Genomic DNA, 22,231 nt, shown 5'->3' on the forward strand with positions numbered 1-22,231 from the left:
AAAAACAGTACTGATATAAAATAATAAACATAAAAAGTTTAGATATGAGAAAAGGGATCTCTTTATTATTCACTTTTCTGCCTTTGGTGGCTATAGCCCAGGTGCAGGATTGGGAAAATCACCATATACTCGAAATCAATCGGGAACCAGCTCGTTCTGCTTTTTTACCTTATCAACAGAAGATAGGCGATAGTCAGTTGTCGCTTAATGGCATTTGGAAATTTAAGTGGACCAAGAATCCAGAGCTACGCATTAAAGATTTCTATCGTGTTGATTTCAACGACAAAAGTTGGAAAACCTTAAATGTGCCAGCCAATTGGGAGATGAATGGGTATGGTATTCCTCTCTATATGTCTGCTGGTTATACCTTTAAGATTGCTCCACCTTATGTGACTCAATCCCCTAAAAAGGACTGGACTACTTATGAGGAGCGTAATCCTACAGGACAGTATCGTCGTACTTTTATGCTTCCTGTTTCATGGAAGCAGAGCGGACAGACTTATCTTCGTTTAGATGGTGTACAGAGTGCCTATTATGTGTGGATTAATGGGCAACGAGTAGGTTATAGTCAAGATGCTATGGGGGCATCAGAATTTAATATTACCCCTTATTTGCAGGCTGGTCAGAATCAAATTGCCATCGAGGTTTATAAATATTGTGATGGTAGCTATCTTGAAGATCAGGATTTCTGGCGTTTTGGAGGCATTCATCGTGATGTTACTATTTTCCATACTCCAGATATACAGTTACGTGATTATGCTATTCGTACCTTACCTTCGAATATCGTTGCACGTTATTATGGGAATGCTACGTCAGCATTGAAGCCATCGTTCGATAAATGGACACTTCTCATCAATCCTGATTTTCGTGTGTATGGTACCCAAACTGGTGATGGTTGTCAGTTGCAGGCTATACTCAAGGATGCATCGGGGCAGGAGGTAGGGCGAAGTCATGTAGATGTTGCTGATGTACTGAACTTGACTTATAAGGCAGCTGGTATGAACGAATGGTTTCCTCAACGAGGAGAACGTAAGTTTGGACGTATTGCGATGACTGTAAATCAACCGAAACTATGGACTTCTGAGACTCCTTATCTCTATCAGTTAGAACTTCAACTGACCGATTCTCTTGGACATATACTGCAGTGTGCGCAACAAAAAATAGGTTTTCGTTATCTGCAGATTGATAATGGTCGCTTTTTAGTGAATGGTCAGCAGGTTCGTCTCCGTGGTGTTAATCGCCATGAACATGATCCTTATACAGCTCGAGTGATGACAGAAGAACGTATGCAGCAAGATATTCGTTTGCTTAAAGCAGCAAATATTAATGCCGTTCGATTGAGTCATTATCCGAATACGCCTCGTTGGTATGAACTCTGCGACAGTGCAGGTCTTTATCTCTTTGATGAAGCTAACATCGAAAGTCATGGTACCCGTGGCATTTTAGCCTCTACCCCTGATTGGCATCAAGCTTACATGGACCGTTTTGTGCGTATGGTAGAGCGCGATAAGAATCATCCTAGTATAATCTTCTGGAGTTTAGGTAATGAAAGTGGATTTGGTGCTAATCAGGCCGCTTTGGCAGGTTGGGCTCATGAATACGATCCAACTCGTTTCGTACATTATGAAGGTGCACAGACTCCTTATTTGCCAGCAGATAAGTTGGAGGCTTGGGGGGATACTTTATCGTATGATGAACAAACATTCCCTTATACCGATCCATCATGTGTTGATGTTATCAGCCGTTTTTATCCACGTGTAAAACAAGAATATCTCAATCCGAATGTAGCTGAGGGTTCTGGTCAGGAGCGTGCTGAGAATTTACGATGGGAGCATCTGCTTGATATCGCTAAGCGAAAGAATGATACCCGACCTGTCTTGACAAGTGAGTATGCTCATGCAATGGGTAATGCGTTAGGCAATTTCCAGGAATACTGGGATGAAATCTATTCTCATCCACGTATGTTGGGTGGCTTTATCTGGGATTGGGTAGATCAGGGTGTTTATGCAAAGGGTAAAGGTATGCTCTATGGTGGTGGCTTTGGTGATAAACCAAGTTCGGGCGCTTTTTGTTTGAATGGTGTCGTTTTCGCAGATCGCCAGACTAATGCTAAATATGAAGAGGTAAAACATGTCTATTCTCCTGTACAGATTCGTCAGAAAGGTGGTGAAATTTGGATCTATAATCATAGTTCACATCTTCCGCTTAATGCTTATCAAGCTACGTATGCAATACAGGAGGATGGGGTAAGTAAAAAGGTGAAAGACCTCACTTTGCCGAATGTAGCTCCAGGTGACAGTGTACTCTTGGTTCGAATTACAGATTATGCTTACAGCAAGAAGAATGATGTTCGCATTCTTTATTCTATAACTCGTCAGGGGCAGCAGATTTATACCCAGCAGATTGCTTTGTCTCCAGCGTTATTGGAAGCAGCTGAACGATGGCAAAAGATAATAGCAAAGTCAGCTAAGCAGATGGGTACAAGGGGGAGAAATACATCTTTAGAAAACTTAGACCAACTTGTTGCTCAAGTTCGCCTTGATGCCTTCCGTGCCCGTACCGATAATGATAAAGGCTTTGGTAATTGGCTCGACAAAGACTGGAAAGCGAATCGTCTGGATTCTCCTCAGGTAGTTAGATTATCTGATACGCAAACAGAATATCGCTATGTTACAGGAAGTATTTTGGTTACTACAGATCAGCATAAGAATACTGATGGTTCTATCGATATAACACAAACTTATGAATGTCGAGGTACGCTTCCAGAGCTCCCTCGTTTGGGTATGGTTATTACCCTTCCTAAAGTATATGAGCAGTTGCAATGGTATGGACTGGGTCCGTGGGATACTTATCCTGATCGTCTACAGTCGGCTACCATTGGGCTTTGGAAAAGCACTGTTACCAAGCAGTATACTCATTATCCACGTCCGCAGGATAATGGTAATCATGAGCAGTGTTCTTTGGTTGTTCTTCAGACGAAATCGGGTAAAACAATCCGAGTGGAGGCACTTGATGCTCCATTCAGTTTTGAAGCACTACACTATTCACCAACCGATATGCTCCAAGCTAAGTTTGACTATCAACTTCAGGAATCTGATGCCACCTATCTTCACATCGATTGTGCCGTTTTAGGTTTAGGCAATAGCTCGTGTGGTCCGGGTGTTCTCAAGAAATATGCTATTGATAAGACTAAAAAGCATACCTTGCGCATTCGTATCTCACAGTAAACGTAAAAACTCCTATTCTTTAGGGACAAAACCAATAGAAATCCGTCTATCAAGTATGAGACGGATTTTTCTTTTTACAGGATTAATGATATCTATGTTGTCTGCTTCTGCACAAACAAGTGTTGAAACTCGCAGACAGTACCTTTCTGGTCATGGTTGTGATGACATGGTGAAGTGGAACTTCAAGTGTACAGATGGTCAAAACTCAGGTAAGTGGACTACAATCGGTGTGCCTTCTTGCTGGGAACTTCAGGGTTTTGGCACATATCAGTATGGTATGCGCTTCTATGGCATACCAAAGCCAGAGGGTATCGCTAACGAAAAGGGTTATTATAAATATGATTTTTATCTTCCGGCAGAATGGCAGGGCAACCAAATTCAATTGGTGTTTGAGGCTGTTATGACAGATGCTAAGGTAAAAATCAACGGTCGTAAGGCTGGCAATGGTTTGCATCAGGGAGGATTCTATCGTTTCGTTTATGATGTAACTGACAGAATCTTCTTTGGCAAACATAAGAATACCATCGAGGTTGAAGTAAGTAAGGAAAGCGAGAACAGTCAGGTTAATATGGCAGAGCGCAGAGCTGACTATTGGAACTTTGGTGGTATTATTCGTCCTGTTTTTGTCGTAGCTAAACCTGTTTATAACATCGATCGTGTCGCTATTGATGCAAAGATGGATGGACGGTTTACTGCCGATTGCTTCTTAAGTCGCGGTTTGCAGGCTGGTGGTAAGATTAAAACAGAAATAGTAGATTCTAAAGGTAAAGTAGTTGCATCGAATATCTCAGAAGTACGAGGAAATGATCAGACCTTGGTCGATTTTAAGGTTAATCGTCCGTCTCTATGGACAGCAGAAACTCCAAATCTTTATACAGCAGTATTTACATTACAGGATAACACAGGAAAAATACTACATCGCGAACGTCAAAAGTTCGGTTTTCGTACTATCGAATATCGTCAGCATGATGGTGTATATATCAATGGCAAAAAAGTTATTTTTAAGGGCGTAAATCGCCATAGCTTCCGTCCTGAATCTGGTAGAACGCTCAGTAAAGCAAAGAATATAGAGGATGTAAAGCTCATCAAGAGTATGAATATGAATGCTGTTCGATTGAGCCATTATCCTGCAGATCCGGAATTTTTAGAGGCTTGTGACTCTTTAGGTCTCTATGTAGAGAGTGAGTTGAGCGGATGGCATTGGGCACATACTACCATTATCGGACAGCAATTGGTGAAGGAAATGGTAACACGTGATCAGAATCATCCAAGTATTATCTTCTGGAGCAATGGTAATGAGGGCGGTTTTAATTATGAACTTGATTCTGAGTTTGGTCGTTGGGATAAGCAGAACCGTGTAGTACTCTATCCATGGGCCAATCGTAATGGTTTTGAAACGAAGCATTATCGCTCTTGGGGTGAGACTTTAGAGTATATGCGTCAGCCTGAAATTTTTATGCCAACAGAATTCTTGCATGGTCTTTATGATGGTGGACACGGTGCAGGTTTGAAAGATTATTGGCAGATTATGATGCATAATCCTCGTTGTGCCGGTGGTTTCCTTTGGGACTTAGCTGATGAAGGTGTGGTTCGTACTGACCTGAATAATATCGTAGACTGTGTAGGTAACTTTGGTGCCGATGGTATTGTTGGTCCTCACTTTGAGAAAGAGGGTTCGTACTATACGATTAAAGAGGTGTGGAGTCCTGTTCAAGTATCAGCATCGGTTCAGGGTAAGGATATCGCTTACACTCTTCGTAATACATACAATTTTGTCAATCTCAAGGATTGTAAGTTTACTTATCGTTGCCTGGAATTGCCTTCATGGGGAAATAGTCAGGTGAAAGTACTGAAGAAAGGTAATTTGGAAGCGCCTCATGTAGAACCAGGAGATAGCAGCGTTGTCGTCTTAAAGAATATCCCTGCATCAACTTCTGCAGTGGAACTGACAGCTGTAGACCATCATGGCGATACTATCATGACCTGGAGTACTAAGGTTCAGCCATCGGCAGCGGTGAACTCTGCTGTAGCTTCGGAAGTCTCAACTTCAGAAACAGTCGATGAGCTATTGGTAAAGGCTGGAGAGCGTACTTATTATTATAGCAAAAAGAATGGTAGATTAGAGAAGGTAATGGTTGGTGGTCGTACCATATCACTCTCTAACGGTCCACGTTTTGTCGCAGCTAAACGAAGTGATAGAAGTTTCGACCAGTTTTATAATCATGATGATCAGGATGCCGAGAAGAAGAAAACTCAGTATACAGAATATGCCGATCAAGGTGTTTTCCATGGTATGACGTGGCTCGATACTGCTGCAGGTAAAACTCTTCGTGTAAGTTATGATTATGGTACACTTCATTATGTAGATTATATTTTCCAGAAAGATGGAAGTGTACGTATGCAGGCAGAATATGATTTTAATGGTGTCGTAGATTTGATGGGCATCGCATTTGATTATCCAGAAAGCAAGGTCAAGAGTAAGGCATGGGTAGGACAGGGGCCATATCGTGTATGGCAGAATCGTTTAGATGGTCCTCAGTATGGCTATTGGCAGAATGCTTATAATGATCCTATTCCTGGTGAATCTTGGGAATATCCTGAATTTAAAGGCTATTTTGCTCAAGTAGACTGGATGCAGCTTACTACCGAGGAAGGAAAGATTGGTATCAAGGCTATTCAGAATGCATCGAATATCGGAGTTTACCAGCCTCGTGATGGTCGTGACCATATTCTCTATGAACTTCCAGCAACAGGTATCTCTATCTTGCAGGTAATTCCGGCTGTTCGTAATAAGGTAAATACAACTGATTTGAATGGTCCTTCTGCACAGCCATATTGGTCGACAAGCAGCAAGACTGTTGTTGTTGACTTGAAATTCGACTAATCGAGATTATTTAATCGCATTTATTTTCGACTAACATAGTTTCAGCATTTTGATGAAATATAAATCTATCGCAACATTGGCTTTTGCAACCACTCTTTCTTTGACAGGAAGTTTGGAGGCAAAAGCCCAAGTTTTAGATAATACCAAGCCTTGGACGTTTTGGTACTGGATGTATGGCGCCGTTTCTAAACCGGGAATTCATGCCGATTTAGTTGGGATGAAACAGATAGGTCTGGGGGGATGTTACCTGATGCCTATCCGTGATAGTAAAGTGAGGCCTGAGTATGGAGGGCAGGCTGACCAGCTTACTCCTACCTTTTGGGAAATGGTAGATTATGCTTTCCAGCAAGCTGATTCCTTAAAACTCGATATGGGTATCCATATTAGCGATGGCTTTGCACTGGCTGGTGGACCTTGGATTACACCTGCTGAAAGCATGCAGAAAGTGGTGTGGACAGATACCATCGTATCGGTTAAGTCTCTCCGAGACTTGACACTTCGCCAGCCAGAATCTTATCAGGGGTATTATGAGGATATTGCGGCTTTTGCTATTCCGGTTAAAAGCATGAATGTTACGAAGTGTTATCAACCTAAGCATATCCAGCTCTTGGGTGATATGTCCCAGAATGAAAAGGGAACCTATCGTGCCAGTAAACCAGCTTCTTTGGTCTATGATTTAGGTCAGATAGAAACGGTTCGCTCTCTTACCATTTTACCATCAGAAAATAATATCCAGTCTCAACGTTGGGTATTGAAGGCGTCTAATGATGGTGTAAATTACTGGACGGTGAAAGAGATTAATCCTGCACGTCAGGGATGGCAAAGTTCTGGTCCGGGTTTTACTTATGCGATACCTGCTACTATGGCGCGCTATTTTAGATTTGATTGGACTGTTGATGGTTCGGAACCGGGTTCTGAGGATCTTGATCCTGCTAAGTGGAAACCAGTTTTAAAACTTAAAGATATACTCCTTTCTGGAGAGGCTAAAGTAAATCAGTGGGAAGGTAAATCGGGTGCATCGTGGCGTGTGGCTGAAGCTACAACTTCTGAAGAATTAACCGATGCTGATTGTATCGCATTGCAGCAAGTTATACCTTTGCAACTAAAAGATAATAAAATTATTACTAAGTTATCAACAAAATCTAAGTATTATCGTATACTTCGTTTTGGGCATACTTCTACCGGGCAGATGAATGCTACTGCTGGTGGTGGAAAAGGTCTCGAGGTGGATAAGTTTAATGAAGAGGCTGTTGATAAGCAGTTTGATCATTGGTATAAAAGATTTCTGGATCGTCCACACGGTTCGGTAGTCAAGTATTTGCATATCGATTCTTGGGAATGTGGAACACAGAACTGGGGACGTGATTTTGCTAAGGAGTTTAAATTACGTAGAGGTTATGATCTGATACCTTATCTTCCACTTTATGCTGGTATTCCTGTGGAATCAGCAGAGAAGAGTGAAAAGGTACTCAAGGATATCCGTTTGACGATAAACGATTTAGTGAATGATGTTTTCTTTGAGCGTCTTGAAGAGCGAGGCCATATTCATTGGAGAAAAGTTACGCAGGAGAGTATTGCTCCAACTTTTATCGCCGATGGATTAGAGCATTATAAATATGCTGATAATCCGATGGGCGAATTTTGGTTGAATTCACCAACTCATGATAAGCCTAATGATATGCTTGATGCTATTAGTGGTGCTCATATCTATGGTAAAAATATTGTTCAGGCCGAAGGTCTGACTGAAGTCCGTGGAGTTTGGGATGAGACCCCAGCTATGGTAAAACCGTTGATTGATCGTCATTTTGCGCTTGGTATGAATAAACTTTTCTTCCATGTGAATACGCATAACCCATGGATGGATAGAAAGCCAGGTATGACGTTAGATGGTATTGGTTACTTCTTTCAGCGAGATAATACATGGTATCAAGAAAGTAGAGCTATGGTTGATTACGTGACCCGTTGTCAGCAACTCTTGCAAGAGGGTACTCCTGTAGTTGATATTGCAGTCTTTACCGGTGAGGAAATGCCAAGTAGAGCGTTGACTCCAGATCGTTTGGTTCCCATGTTGCCAGGTATATTCGGACAAAATCGAGTAGCCAGTGAACAAGTACGTTTGGCCAATGTGGGCGAACCGATGGAAGAAAGTCCTGTAGGTGTAAACCATTCTGCTGGTATTATCGATATGAAAGACTGGGTAAATGCTTTGCATGGTTATCACTATGACTCTATGAATAAAGATGCTCTACTTACTGAGGCGAAAATCGAAAAGGGCTGCCTTGTCATGCCTGGTGGTATCCGCTATCGAGTTTTAGTTTTGCCAGGTAAAACGAAGATGGATCCTAGTTTTAAGGGGTATTCAGCTGAAGTGCAAACTAAGATAGATGCATGTCGTCGGGCGGGCATCATTGTTATTGATCAGCCATATCAGCAGCAAGATTTTGCACAGTATAGTTTGCCGCGCGATGTAGAATTGCCTGAAGGTATTGGTTTTGCTCATCGTACTTCAATAAATCAAGAAATCTATTTCTTGACGAATCAAAAAAATGAAGTTCGTGATATTGAGTGGAGCTATCGTGGAGGCTCACGGAGTAAAGCTCATTTCGAACCTTATCAGTCTCTATTCTTTATTTGTGATAAAGTAGATGGGAAGATGTACTGTATAGATCCGGTGACAGGTGACCGTGAACTTGTAGAGTTGAACTCTCGTACGAAGGTACGAACCGATATTCCTTTAACGCCAAAAACTTGGCAGATAGAGTTTTTAGAAAATGGGAAAAAGAAGGTTACAAAGCAGTTGCTCGATTGGTCAAAAGATACGGATGAACAGGTGAAATATTATAGTGGCACTGCAGTTTATGCCACTGACTTTAAATATAATGATAAAATTACTTCTACCCAACAAATCTATTTACAGTTAGGTGAAGTGCGCGATATTGCTCATGTATACATTAACGATATAGATTGTGGAACAGCTTGGACTGCACCTTATCAAGTTCATATCGGTAAAGCCTTGCGAAAGGGTAAGAATACCCTTCGTATAGAAGTAGTAAATACTTGGGCAAATGCACTGAATGGAGCAGAAAAAGGCAAGGCACCTTATGCTCATATTTGGACAAATGCAAAGTATCGTATGAAGGGAGACCAATTGCTTCCTGCAGGATTGTTAGGACCATTAAATATTTTGAAATATGAATAGTAAGAAATATATGTTATCGGCTATGGTGCTTTTGGCTTCATTAGCAGCAAGAGCCGAGGTAAAACTGCCGAGATTCTTTAGTGACGGCATGGTATTACAGCAGCAGAGTGCTTGTAATCTGTGGGGAACAGCCCGTGCTGAAAAGCACTTGAAAGTTAAAACCTCATGGGATGGTAAAACTTATACCACAACTGTTGGTCAGGATGGTAAGTGGCAGTTGCAGGTCAATACACCTGTAGCAGGTGGACCTTATACGATTACCTTTGATGATGGCGATAAAACCCAACTGCAGAACATTCTCATTGGTGAGGTGTGGATATGTAGTGGACAAAGTAATATGGAGATGCCAATGAAGGGCTTCAAAGGGCAACCTGTAGCTGGTGCGATAGAAGAAATCATGACCGGCGCCGATGCCAATCTTCATTTTTTCACGGTGAAGCGTAATCCACAGTTATCACCGATAGATTCTGTATCTGGTAAGTGGGAGGAGGCTTCGTCTGCTTCTATTCGTCAGTTTAGTGCAACTGCATACTTTTTCGGGAAAGCACTTCGTAAGAACCTTAATGTACCTGTAGGACTCATCGTAACCGCTTTTGGTGGTAGTGCTTGTGAGGCTTGGATGGCTAAAGACTGGTTGAAGAAAGATTTTCCAACAGTTACTCTACCATGGAGTCAAGAAGATGTTGATAAGAAGCAACAACGTTGTCCTACAGCTCTTTATAATGGTATGCTTCGACCACTCATTGGCTATACGCTGAAGGGTGCTATTTGGTATCAAGGAGAAGATAATGTAAATCGTGCCGGCAATTATGCTGACTTGTTTTCTACGATGATCAAGGGATGGCGTAAAGATTGGAATCAAGGAGATTTCCCATTCTATTACTGTCAGATTGCTCCTTATAATTATGATCTTATTCAGTGGGATTATAACAGTGCTATTCTTCGCGAGCAGCAGGCTATGGTAGAGAAGATGGTTCCTAATAGTCGTATGGCTGTACTGATGGATGCAGGATTAGAATATGGTATACATCCTCGCAAGAAGCGTGAGGCTGGAGAACGATTAGCAGTGTTGGCTCTGTCTAATACTTATAAGGTGCAAGGACTTCCTGATTTTGCAACATATAGTCATGTTGAATTTAATAATGATACCGCTGTTGTCGCTTTTGACAGAAGTAAAGAATGGGTATATTTCCAGAATGGTCCTTCAAGTGATTTGTTTGAGGTTGCAGGTGAGGATAAGGTCTTTTATCCTGCCAAGACATGGACCTCACGCAATCGTGTCTATGTGAAGAGCGATAAGGTGAAAAAGCCGGTTGCTGTTCGTTATGCCTTTAAGAACTGGGTACAAGGTGACCTCTTCCATGACGGTTTGCCTGTTAGTTCTTTCCGTACCGATACATGGGAAAAATAAGCATGGAGGGATATCTCCTATTTTATATAGATTTTCAATTTAAAGCCCTGTAGGGCGACATATATTCATAGTAACGAAATGAAGAGACTCTATACCTTATTAATTGGTTTACTCTGCTGTTTCAGTCTTCAGGCGATGGACGAAACATCTGTAGCTGGTTTGTTTCCGATAGCCAATCAAGGTCGACAAGTATGGAATTTTAATCCAGAATGGCGTTTTCATTTGGGTGATGCTCCTGGAGCTGAGGCTGTAGCGTATAATGACCGAAATTGGGAGGTTGTATCTACCCCTCATTGTGTGAAACTTGAGCCTTCTGAGGCTTCTGGTTGTCGTAACTATCAAGGCGTGGCGTGGTATCGTAAGCATTTCGTAGCTCCTGCCAATAACCTCGAAGTTTATTTCGAAGCTATCATGGGTAAGCAGTGGGTCTATGTTAATGGCAAGTTAGCCCAAGAGCATTTTGGTGGTTATTTGCCGATTATGATAGACTTGAATAGGTTTGGTATTAAAAAAGGCGATAAGTGCGTTATTGCTGTAAAGGCCGATAATTCCAATGACAAAACGTATCCTCCAGGCAAACCTCAGTATCAGTTAGATTTTGCTTATCATGGTGGTATCTATCGTGATGTATGGCTTATTGCCAAGAATCAAGTGTATATTACCAATGCCATCAAGCGTAATCAGCAAGCAGGTGGCGGTATCTTCGTTCATTATGAGCATATTTCTGAACAGTCTGCAGGGGTGTTGGTTAATACCGAACTCTTTAATGCGGGTAAAGCGACAAAAACAGTAATTCTTGAAAACACGATCCTCGATGCAGCAGGTAAGGTTATCAAGAAGATGACCAATAAGGTGGTGTTACAGCCGAATAGTGCTCAGACAGCTTATCAACAGACTACTGTAAAGCGTCCACAGTTATGGTCGCCTGAACGTCCTTATCTATATCGACTTGTTACCCGTGTCAAAGAAGGCAAGCAAGTGCTCGATGGTGGTATGACCAAGATTGGTATTCGTTCTTTTGAATTTAAGGGTAAAGAAGGCTTTTGGCTCAATGGTAAGCGTTATCGTCAGTTTGTAGGTGCCAATCGCCATCAAGATTTTGCCTATGTAGGCAATGCCGTTCCTAACAGTCAGCAATGGCGAGATGTGCTTCGCTTGAAGAATGCAGGTTTTAATCTTATTCGTACAGCCCATTATCCACAAGATCCTTCGTTTATGGATGCGTGCGACGAATTGGGTATCTTTATTATTGTTGCTACTCCGGGATGGCAGTTCTTTGGTAAAGATCCAAAGTTTGAGCCTCGTGTCTTGCAGAATACCCGTGATATTATTCGACGTGATCGTAATCATCCATGCGTTTTGATGTGGGAGCCAATTCTTAATGAGACTCCTTTCAAAGAAGACTTCTCATTGAAATCTCTGCAGATAACCAAGGAAGAATATCCTTATCCATATCGTCCGGTAGCTGCTGCCGATGTACATTCTAAGGGTGTTCGTGATAACTATGATGTTGTTTATGGATGGCCGGGAGACGATGAAAAGGCTGATGCTCCACGTCAGAATATATTGACACGTGAGTTTGGTGAGAATGTTGATGACTGGTATGCTCATAATGCTCTGAATCGTGCCAGCCGTAGTTGGGGCGAGCAGGCGATGTTGACTCAGGCTTTTTCGCTGGCTAATTCTACCAGTGAGATGCATCGTACTACCGGATTATTCTTAGGCGGTTGTCTGTGGCATCCGTTCGACCATCAGCGTGGTTATCATCCTGATCCTTATTTTGGTGGTATTTATGATGCTTTCCGCCAAACCAAATATGCGTATTATATGTTTGCTGCTCAGCGTAATGCGCGTGAGGCTGGTAATGAACCGATGGTGTATATCGCCAATGAGATGACTCAGTTCTCTGATAGTAATGTGGTGATCTTCTCTAATTGCGACAGTGTACGTCTTACTACATTTGATGGTGCTCATGTTACGACATTGCCAGTTACCCACCCGGTAGACAAGGCCTATAATGCTCCTGTGGTATTTAAGCATGCTTGGGATTTCTGGGAAGCTCGTGAACTTAGTTATAAGCAGAAATCACCTCATAAGGTAAATATGATAGCCGAAGGTATTATTGATGGCAAGGTAGTATGTTCTACCAAGAAGATGCCTTCTCGTCGAAGCAATCACTTACGTTTGTATGTCGATACTATGGGCAAAAATCTGGTAGCTGATGGTAGTGATTTTGTGGTTGTTGTGGCTGAGGTTATCGATGATAGTGGTCATGTTCGCCGTCCGGCTAAAGAGTATGTTCGCTTTACGGTGACCGGTGAAGGTGAAATTATCGATGATGGTACCATCAATGCCAACCCTCGTTTGGTAGAGTGGGGATCAGCTCCTATGTTGCTTCGTTCTACTCGTAAGGCTGGTAAGATTCATATTCATGCAGAAGTGCAGTTCCCTGGTACGAATGCTCCTACACCAGCAGACCTCGACATCGAGTCTGTACCATACACGGGTACATTTTGTATGATACCTCAACAGGCTCCTATTAAAAAGGTACAGACAGCTGCGACAATGCAGTATACTGGTGAACAGTTTACCGAAGAGCAGAAAGCTCAAATGTTGAAGGAAGTACAAGATCAGCAGGCTGATTTTGGTATAACAAAATAATAGAGCATCTTTTGAGTTATAATTATGTACGGATTGATAACGCAATGAGAAGAATTCTATGGATCATATTGGCTTGGGGCTTGTGTATGATAAATATACAAGCTCAAAGTCTTACGAATGCTTTGGTAAATCATTATACTACTCAAAATGGTTTACCAAACAATATCGTTAATTGTTCTCTTCAGACAAGAGATGGTTTTGTCTGGTTAGGCACGTGGTATGGTCTTACTCGTTTTGACGGTAAACAGTTCCGTACGTATACGAGTGCATTTAGTCTTAATTCTGATCCATCACCACGAAAGGTGGAAACACTGGTAGAGGATGGTAATGGTAATATATGGATTAAGACACTCGATTGGAAGCTGTCTGTACTTTTCTGTGCAACGGCTCGTTTCAAAGATGTATTTGATGAGTTGAAACCGGTTACCCGTAACTTGCAGGTTATTAAGATTCAACCGGATGGTTATGGAAATGTGCTTCTGCTAACCAAGGATAAGAATCTTCTGCTGGCTTCTACTGATAAACATGGTAGGGTATCCGTGAAGTTACTTGTAGATTCACGTAAGCATATTAATCGTTTCGATTATAGACTTTTAGACGATGTTATACAGTTGCGTCAAGGACGTGCTAATTTGATAGGTACCAATTTCTTAATAGCCTCTGTTCCTTTGACAGGCAGACCGTCGTCTATGGTATATTGGAAAGCCTATTTTGCTCAACTGCTCAAGCATTATCATACTTATGTCGACCGATATGGGGGTCGCTGGACCATGAAGAATCAGTCGGTTTTAGTATATTATCATCCTAAGACGAAAGTAACCCGTCATTATCCGTTTACTTTATTTGGTAAGATTACGCAACCTACTTTTTGTGATGCAGGAGCGAATGGTGTATTCTTTCTGACGCCTGCAGGAGAGTGTATTCATATCAATCACCATACGATGGAGGCTGAGAATGTTACTGCTGCTCCTGGTATGCAAGATACAGATGGCAGTAATCGTTTTTTTCACATGCGTCTTGATAAGGATGGTATCTTGTGGTTGTCGTCTACCAATAATGGTATTTATTCGATAGGTTTCCGTAATCATCAATTCCGATTTATCCCGATGCCGGTAGAAAATGGAGATGGTGTGAAAGGTCTATACCAGTTTGCTAATGGTGATGTATGGTTTGGCTCTCGCAATAAGAATCTCTATGTGCTCGATGCGCAAGGGCATGTGAAAAAGATATATACCTACGAACAGTATGGTATAGGAAGTGTATATGATATTATGGTAGATCATCGAGGCCGTATCTGGCTTTCTACCAAAGGTGACGGATTAGTGCAGGCTATTCCTGATGTCACCAAGCCTGGTTCATATCAGTTTGTACATTATCGTCATCATGCGAAGGATGCAAGTTCGATAAGCGGAAACGATGTCTATAAAACTTTCGAGGATAGTAAGCACCGTATTTGGGTGGGTACTCTTGACGGTGGACTCAATCTGATGCATGAGCAACAGGGTAAAATATCTTTCTATAATAAATATCATGGCATGCAGGGATACCCTGGCTATGGCCAGTTTATGGAGGTTCGTAATATGGTCGAAGACGCACAAGGGCGTCTTTGGGTAGGTACCATTGATGGTTTGATGTCTTTCCCTGTAAGTTTCCAGGATATCCGTAAAGTCTCTTTTGAAACCTACCGCCGAAGGGGGATGAATCCTTTAGCCAACAGTGATATTTATGCCTTATACAAAGATACGGATCGTAATATATGGATTTGTACCTTTGGTGGCGGACTCAATCAGATATCAGAGTATCATGTAGATACCCATAGTCCAGCTTTCAAGATGTTTGGTCAGAAAGAAGGGTTGCAGAATGATGTTATTATAACCATGCTACAAGATCCTTATGGCACTATTTGGCTAGGAAACGATCATGGTATAACGAGTTATAATCCTAGGAAAAAACAATTTCGTTCGTTCGACAGTTACGATGGCTTCCCAAAAGTAAGAATGGAGGAATCATCGGCTATCAACAATCGTAACGGAGAACTCTGGATGGGATGTAAAGAAGGTATTTTGGCTTTTCGTCCACAGCAGCTGAAAACCACAGATGCCATTTGTCCTGTATATATTGTCGATGCTACCGTCAACAATCAGAATATCTATCGTCTGAAAAATCCGATACTCACCAGCTCTATTGTATATGCAGATTCTATGGTGCTGCATTATGACCAGTCGATGTTTACGCTGGAATTTGCTGCGCTCAATTATCGTAACCAGAGTCATGTGAACTATCGTTATATGTTGAAAGGATATGATACCGACTGGCACTATAATGGAGTCAATCGAATTGCTTCATATACCAATGTTCCATCAGGTACTTATACTTTTGTGGTAGAAGCTTTAGACAGTTCTAATCCCAATCGCAATAGTAGTCGTGAGATGACGATTATTGTTTTGCCACCATGGTGGGCCACCTGGTGGGCTTATACCTTATATTTTATTCTGTTCTGTGTCGTTCTTTATTTTTCGATACGTTATGCCCGTTATCAACTGGAGCTTAAAAACAATATCTATATTCAGTCAAAAATATCTGATTTTAAGCGAACTTTTTACCTGGAGCAACAAGATGCGGAATTTATGAATCAGGTAAAAAAAGTATTAGAAGAAAATCTGACGAATTCAGATTTTGATGTCGATCTTTTTGCTGTGAAAATGGGCATGAGCCGTAGTGCCTTTTTTAAGCGTATGAAAGCGTTGACCGAAAGTTCACCTTCTGATTATATGAAGGAATATAAGTTGAACCATGCGATAGAGCTTCTGAAGAATACAGATATGAGTATTTCTGATATTGCCTATCAGTCAGGTTTCAGCGATGCAGGTTATTTCGGAAAGTGTTTTCGAAAGCGATATAATATGAGTCCACGTGAATTCCAAAAGGGGCAAAATTAAAAAATATATAGAATCTTAAAATATTTTTAGAAAAAGTGATGACAAGAATGAGGTGCATCCGTCTTCTTGCTAGATTTAAATCATTTTTTCTAAAAATATAACTTTTGACCTAATGACTGTAAAGTCTATAAAGCTAATTGCATTATCGGCATTGATGTCGATGCCTGTAATCCCTGTAGAAGCGCAGAATACCCCGCGCTATCAGGTTGCTGTATGCGATTGGATGATTCTTAAGCGACAGAAACTTGGCGAATTCAGTAAAGCCCGTGAGGTGGGTGCTGATGGTGTAGAGGTGGATATGGGGCCTTTAGGCAAACGTGTACTTTTTGAGAATCGTTTCCGTAATGCTGAAGATGCTCGTGTCTTCAGTCATACTGCCGATTCTTTGGGTGTACAGGTGCCATCTATAGCGATGAGTGGTTTCTTTGCCCAAAATCTTATCAAACGTCAGAATTATAGAGACTTACTTCGTGATTGTTTTCAGACCATGAAGGCTTTTCATGCTCAGGTTGCCTTTCTGCCATTGGGTGGTAGTGGTAACGGCTGGAAGCAGAAAGGGGCTGAACGCGATACGCTTGTGGCCTATCTTCACGATATTGGTGAAATGGCTAAGGCGGAGGGGGTTACGGTGGGTATTCGTACCCAATTGGATGCCAAGGCTTCTATCCAACTGTTGAAGGAAATCAAGAGCGATGGTATCAAGATCTATTATAATTTTCAGGATGCGGCCGATAACAACAGAGATATCTGCAAGGAACTGAAAAAGTTGGGGAAAGACCGTATCATTCAGATTCATGCGACGAATACCGACAGCGTCAATCTTCCAGATGATCCAGAGATAGATTTACCAAAGATTAAGAAGACCCTTGATCAAATGAAGTGGAGCGGATGGCTTGTCGTAGAGCGAAGCCGAGATGTAAAACGCGTACGAGATGTAAACTATAATTTCTCGAGAAATGTGGAATATTTAAAAAATATATTTCTGAAAGACAAACCTTAAAAATGAAGAAAATCAATCTTTTTAAAAACAACTCAAAAAGAAAAATATAATAAAATAATAACAATGTTAAACTTAAAACGTTCAATCATGAAAGGAAATCATTTCATTACAAGGCGTTGGTTTGGTACATTTGCCCTGGCAACAATGAGTACGCTCATTTTGGGCTCATGCGCTACAGACGGTTTCGATGAAGACGAATCGTTTGTGCGTGATGTCACTAACACCCAACTGCTATCACCTTCGGCAGATGATATCACTATTACTGCTTCTACAGATGGTAGCAAAACTGTTATCTCTTGGAATATCGTTGATGGTGCAGGTGGCTATAACTGCCATGTACTGAATGTTACTGATCCTGACAATCCCGTAGTGGTCAAGGATACACTCATGGATAACAATACTTTTGCCGTAACCCGTGAGGAGGATGCGAATTATTCTTTCAGTATCCGTACTTTGGGTGATGAGAAATTAGGTAATACTACCGCAGAAGACTCTACAGTAGTAACTTTCTCTACCTTCTCTCCTTCTTATACTACTATTCCAGCAGGAACTAACTTGACTGAATATTTTGCTCAGAATGCTATTCCTGATTCTTCTGATATCGTTACTTACGATTTGGAAGGTGGTGCTGAATATACCTTATCAGACTTTATCGACTTTGGTGCACATAAGGTGATGCTTCGTTGTCAGAATAAGGCTAATAAAGCTAAGGTTATTATGGCATCAGAGACAGCTGGTATTCGTACCGCAGCTGCTATGACATTGAAGAATCTCTATTTAGATTATTCAGCATCTTCTGAGCCTGTTATTTCTTTAAGCAAAGATGCGCCTGCATCAATCTTAAACTTGCTTGGTGGTACAGGTGGTTACTATATCATCAAGGATGGTGCTATCTATGTTAACAACTGTGAGATCGAAGGTGTGAACAATAAGTTCATGTACGACAATAATGTGAAGTACTGTCTGGAAAACTTCTTGATGGATAATTCTGTAGTACATTTTACTACAAATACCACTTCTATCGAATCTCAGGCTTATTTCTATTATAAGGCAGGTTTCATTAAGACATTGACTATTAAGAACAGTTCATTGTATAATACTGGTTCTTCTAGTGTTAAGTATGTTATCCAGTATAACAATAGTGGTCGTGCTAGTCGTGCAGGATATGATGCAACTGAGCCTCAGGGTATAAACTTCTTGAATAACACCTTCTATAACTTAGGTATATCTGGTGGTCAGTTCTGTAACTACTCAGCCTTTGTTGGTCAGTCTAATACAACATTTGATGTAGAAGCTAATATTTTCGTTAAATGTTGTGTTGGTGGTGGTGGCATTGCTCGTCGTATTTTGGGTCAAAAAGCAGCTTCTTCTTATAAGTCAGGTGCTACTTTTGCTCTGAATACATACTGGGCTGATGGTGCTGCAGAAACAGGTGTAGAGTCTTACGATGATTCTGGTAAAATTTTGACTACCGATCCTGCTTTGGTTAATCCTGATGCTGGTAATCTGACTCCACAGGGTGCTGAACAGTTGTCTTATAAGACAGGTGACCCACGTTGGTTGACTGCAGAATAATTTAACTGAAAAAAACAAGGAAAATGAAAAAGAAATATATTAAGACATTGACTTTAGGTATGGCACTTACTTGTGCTGTACCTGCAATGGCCCAAAATCGTGTGATTCAGGGTACTGTTGTTGATGAGCATGGTGAGCCGGTTATCGGTGCTACTGTGAAAATACCTGGTACCAAGACTGCTGTGGTTACAGACTTGGAAGGTAATTACACCATTTCTGTTCCAAGTGGTAGCAAGTCTGTTGTGGTATCATACATCGGTTATGAGGATGTACATACTACTGGTGGTAAGCTACAGTTGAAGGAAAATGCGTCAGACTTGAATGAAGTTGTTGTCGTAGGTTATGGTTCTCAGAAGAAAGCTCACCTTACCGGTTCTGTTGCTACAGTCGATATGAACGATGTTGCCGATCTCTCAGCAGGTGGTTTAGCTTCTACACTGAGCGGTTTGGTCAATGGTATGAGTGTGAGTGGTGGTGATGCCCGTCCAGGTGAGAGTGCTACCATTTATATTCGTGATACTAACTCTTTGAGCGACATCGGTTCTACTGCTCAGCAGCCTCTTTTCGTTATCGATGGTTATATCTATCCTAATGATGTAAAAGTAGGTAACTCAAGCCAGAACTTAGGTGCTGAGGCTTTCAATAACCTAGACCCTTCAGAGATTGAGAGTATCTCTGTATTGAAGGATGCTTCTGCTGCTGTTTATGGTGCCCGTGCTGCTAATGGTGTTATCCTCGTAACGACCAAGAAGGGTAAGATGGGTGCTCCTCGTATCAGCTATAGTGGTACCTTCGGTATTACCGATGCTGTAAGTACTCCTAAGATGCTTGATGCATACCAGTATGGCCGTCTTTATAATGCTATTGCGGGTGCTGACCCTACCAATACTTCTTTAAACCGTACTACCGATTTGTTCCAGGCTGATGAGCTTGCAGCGATGAAGAATACCAACTACGATTTGCTCGATAAGTATTGGTCAAGTGGTTTTACACAGCAGCATAGTGCTAACATCAGTGGTGCTACAGACCGTGTAAGCTATTTCGGTGGTATCTCTTACTTCGATCAGGATGGTAATCTTGGTAAATTAGATTATAACCGTTGGAACTTCCGTGCAGGTGTAGATGCTAAGATCAGCAAGTGGCTTTCTGCAAGCTTGAATGTTTCAGGCGACTATGGTAAGAAGAATAAGTCATTGGTTAAGGTAGTTAGCTCTAATGATGAAAACGACTATCGTGCCCTGTTGATGCGTCCTCGTTATATCCCAGAATCAGTAAATGGTTATGATATCTATAGCTATGGTGTAAGCAATTCAAGTGCGAACTCTATCCAGAATTATGCTTATGACGTGCTTCAGAATAATGGTGACTATAGTAAGACCATGACTTCTAACCTGAATATCAACGGTAGCTTGAACTATGATTTCGGTTGGAGCAACGTATTGAAGGGCTTAAAGTTGAAGTTCTCTTATGCCAAGAGTATCAATACTTCTAAGAATAATGAGTATGGTTCTTCATACACATTATATAAGATGCAGAATCGTTTTGGTAGCGGCAGCCACCTCTATACACCAGTAGGTGATGAGGATGTTACTTCTTACTATGACGACTCTAACTTCGTAAGTTCAACGATTGCCAATGGTAACTACCTGTCTCGTAACATGGTTCGTACCGACAACTATCAGATGAACTTCACTGTAAACTATGACCGTGACTTCGGTAAGCACCATATCGGCGCATTGTTCTCTATCGAGAAGTCTGAGGCTGAGAGCGAATACTTATATGGTTATGTTTCTGAGCCATATTCATTCACTACAGGACAGTCTAACTCAGCAGAGGGTACAACCAATTATACGACCTTTACCAGAAGTGAGTCAGGTACTCTTTCTTACATCGGTCGTATCAACTATGCTTATTCTAATAAGTATCTGTTAGAATTCTTGCTTCGTTCTGATGCATCTACCAAGTTTGCTCCACAGAACTACTGGGGAACTTTCCCTTCTGTTAGTGCAGGTTGGGTTATCAGTGAAGAAGACTGGATGCAGAAAGCAGCACCTTGGGTGAACTTCTTGAAGGTTCGTGCTTCATTCGGTTTGACCGGTCGTGATAATGCTTCACCATGGCAGTGGCAGCAGATTTATGCTCAGGATGCCAGCGGTGGTATCGTATTTGGTACAAGCGCTTCTACCTCATCAAGTAAACGTATCACCATTAACAAGAATAACTCAGCTGTAAATACAGACATCCACTGGGATAAGGTATATAAGATGAACTTGGGTATCGACTTCAAGACACTTGATAACCGTCTGGGTGTAACCTTCGACCACTATCGTGAGTGGAACCGTGAGATGTTGATGAACATTGCGCAGACTATTCCTGGTACAGTAGGTACACAGAGTGCTTCTACTAACTTGGGTGAGTTGAATAGTTGGGGTTATGAGATCGGTTTGGACTGGAACGATAAGATCGGTAAGAACTTCAAGTATAAGATTGGTATCAATACCGGTTACTCTGATAACGAGGTGCTGAATATGGACTTCGAAGAAGAGTACATCTATCGCCAGATTACCCGTGGTTCTCGTACAGACGTCGGTGTTTGGGGTATGCAGTGCCTCGGTATGTTCCGTAGTTTCCAGGAAATCAATGAGTATTTCGAGAAGTACAACATTACTTCTTACATGGGCTTGTCTAAGGATGAGGTTCGTCCAGGTATGTTAATCTATAAGGATGTTCGTGGTACTAACGGTTTGGGTGAACCTGATGGTATCGTAAACAAGGACGACGACCAGGTATGTTTGTCTACCCGTTCAAGCAACCCTTATGGTTTTACCACCAACCTGAGTGCAAGTTACAAGAGTTTCTCACTCACTGCACAGTTGAAAGCAAGCTGGGGTAGCTATGGATTGTTGCCTTCTATGGCCCTCTCTCCATACTATTCTAGTATTGACGCCAGCAACATGCCTTCATTCTGGAACGTAGACAATATGTATGTATATCAGGATATTACAGACGGCTCTGGTAATGTAGTTGTAGCTGCTAACCGCGATGCTTATTATCCAAGTTTGGCTTATACCAATATCAATGCTGTCGCTTCTTCTTTCTGGAGAATTAGCAATACCCGTGTAACCTTGAGCCGTATCACTTTGGCTTACACTGTACCAAAGGCATGGCTTTCAGGTCTTGGTATTGGTATTCAGTCTGCTCGTTTCAATGTTACAGCACAGAACTTGTTGAGCTTCTACAATCCATATCCAGATAACTTTATTGATCCAATGTGTAGCTATGGTAGCTATCCTACTTTGCGTAAGTTCACCATTGGTGTCAATTTATCTTTCTAA

The 22,231-nt window shown here is 41.5% G+C and carries 9 protein-coding genes; all 9 read left to right on the top strand.

The window, feature by feature from the left end:
* The first annotated feature begins 44 nt into the window (after positions 1 to 44).
* On the top strand, positions 45 to 3,227 hold the full coding sequence (locus L6469_RS09680) for a glycoside hydrolase family 2 TIM barrel-domain containing protein (RefSeq protein ID WP_039869962.1): 3,183 nt from the start codon (positions 45 to 47) through the stop codon (positions 3,225 to 3,227).
* Between the two features lie 55 nt (positions 3,228 to 3,282).
* A complete protein-coding gene (locus L6469_RS09685; RefSeq protein ID WP_039869961.1) occupies positions 3,283 to 6,111 on the top strand; it encodes a glycoside hydrolase family 2 protein in 2,829 nt (942 codons plus the stop codon).
* Between the two features lie 52 nt (positions 6,112 to 6,163).
* The gene (locus tag L6469_RS09690; protein WP_006281869.1) at positions 6,164 to 9,310 is read left to right on the top strand and encodes a glycosyl hydrolase; all 3,147 of its coding nucleotides are present in this window, start codon (positions 6,164 to 6,166) and stop codon (positions 9,308 to 9,310) included.
* Complete coding sequence (locus tag L6469_RS09695; protein WP_039869959.1) at positions 9,303 to 10,721, top strand: sialate O-acetylesterase; 1,419 nt, start codon at positions 9,303 to 9,305, stop codon at positions 10,719 to 10,721. Before L6469_RS09690 ends, L6469_RS09695 begins: the two co-directional genes overlap by 8 nt.
* A 78-nt stretch (positions 10,722 to 10,799) precedes the next feature.
* Positions 10,800 to 13,382 (top strand): glycoside hydrolase family 2 protein, encoded by a 2,583-nt coding sequence (locus L6469_RS09700; protein ID WP_006281867.1) that lies wholly within the window; start codon positions 10,800 to 10,802, stop codon positions 13,380 to 13,382.
* A 44-nt stretch (positions 13,383 to 13,426) separates the two neighbouring features.
* Positions 13,427 to 16,321, top strand: a complete 2,895-nt coding sequence (locus L6469_RS09705) for an AraC family transcriptional regulator (protein ID WP_083382187.1) — start codon at positions 13,427 to 13,429, stop codon at positions 16,319 to 16,321.
* A gap of 112 nt (positions 16,322 to 16,433) precedes the next feature.
* Complete coding sequence (locus tag L6469_RS09710; protein WP_039870979.1) at positions 16,434 to 17,321, top strand: sugar phosphate isomerase/epimerase family protein; 888 nt, start codon at positions 16,434 to 16,436, stop codon at positions 17,319 to 17,321.
* A 63-nt stretch (positions 17,322 to 17,384) separates the two neighbouring features.
* On the top strand, positions 17,385 to 18,896 hold the full coding sequence (locus L6469_RS09715; RefSeq protein WP_081456345.1) for a DUF4992 family lipoprotein: 1,512 nt from the start codon (positions 17,385 to 17,387) through the stop codon (positions 18,894 to 18,896).
* Between the two features lie 23 nt (positions 18,897 to 18,919).
* A complete protein-coding gene (locus tag L6469_RS09720; RefSeq protein ID WP_074802941.1) occupies positions 18,920 to 22,231 on the top strand; it encodes a SusC/RagA family TonB-linked outer membrane protein in 3,312 nt (1,103 codons plus the stop codon).

Origin of the sequence: Segatella baroniae B14 (assembly GCF_022024235.1) — a bacterium.
GTDB classification, from domain to species: Bacteria; Bacteroidota; Bacteroidia; order Bacteroidales; family Bacteroidaceae; genus Prevotella; species Prevotella bryantii.

Coding starts and splice junctions, on each gene's coding strand:
- L6469_RS09685 (WP_039869961.1), top strand. CDS start 3,283: ATGAGACGGATTTTTCTTTTTACAGGATTAATGATATCTATGTTGTCT.
- L6469_RS09720 (WP_074802941.1), top strand. CDS start 18,920: ATGAAAAAGAAATATATTAAGACATTGACTTTAGGTATGGCACTTACT.
- L6469_RS09710 (WP_039870979.1), top strand. CDS start 16,434: ATGACTGTAAAGTCTATAAAGCTAATTGCATTATCGGCATTGATGTCG.
- L6469_RS09695 (WP_039869959.1), top strand. CDS start 9,303: ATGAATAGTAAGAAATATATGTTATCGGCTATGGTGCTTTTGGCTTCA.
- L6469_RS09690 (WP_006281869.1), top strand. CDS start 6,164: ATGAAATATAAATCTATCGCAACATTGGCTTTTGCAACCACTCTTTCT.
- L6469_RS09680 (WP_039869962.1), top strand. CDS start 45: ATGAGAAAAGGGATCTCTTTATTATTCACTTTTCTGCCTTTGGTGGCT.
- L6469_RS09705 (WP_083382187.1), top strand. CDS start 13,427: ATGAGAAGAATTCTATGGATCATATTGGCTTGGGGCTTGTGTATGATA.
- L6469_RS09715 (WP_081456345.1), top strand. CDS start 17,385: ATGTTAAACTTAAAACGTTCAATCATGAAAGGAAATCATTTCATTACA.
- L6469_RS09700 (WP_006281867.1), top strand. CDS start 10,800: ATGAAGAGACTCTATACCTTATTAATTGGTTTACTCTGCTGTTTCAGT.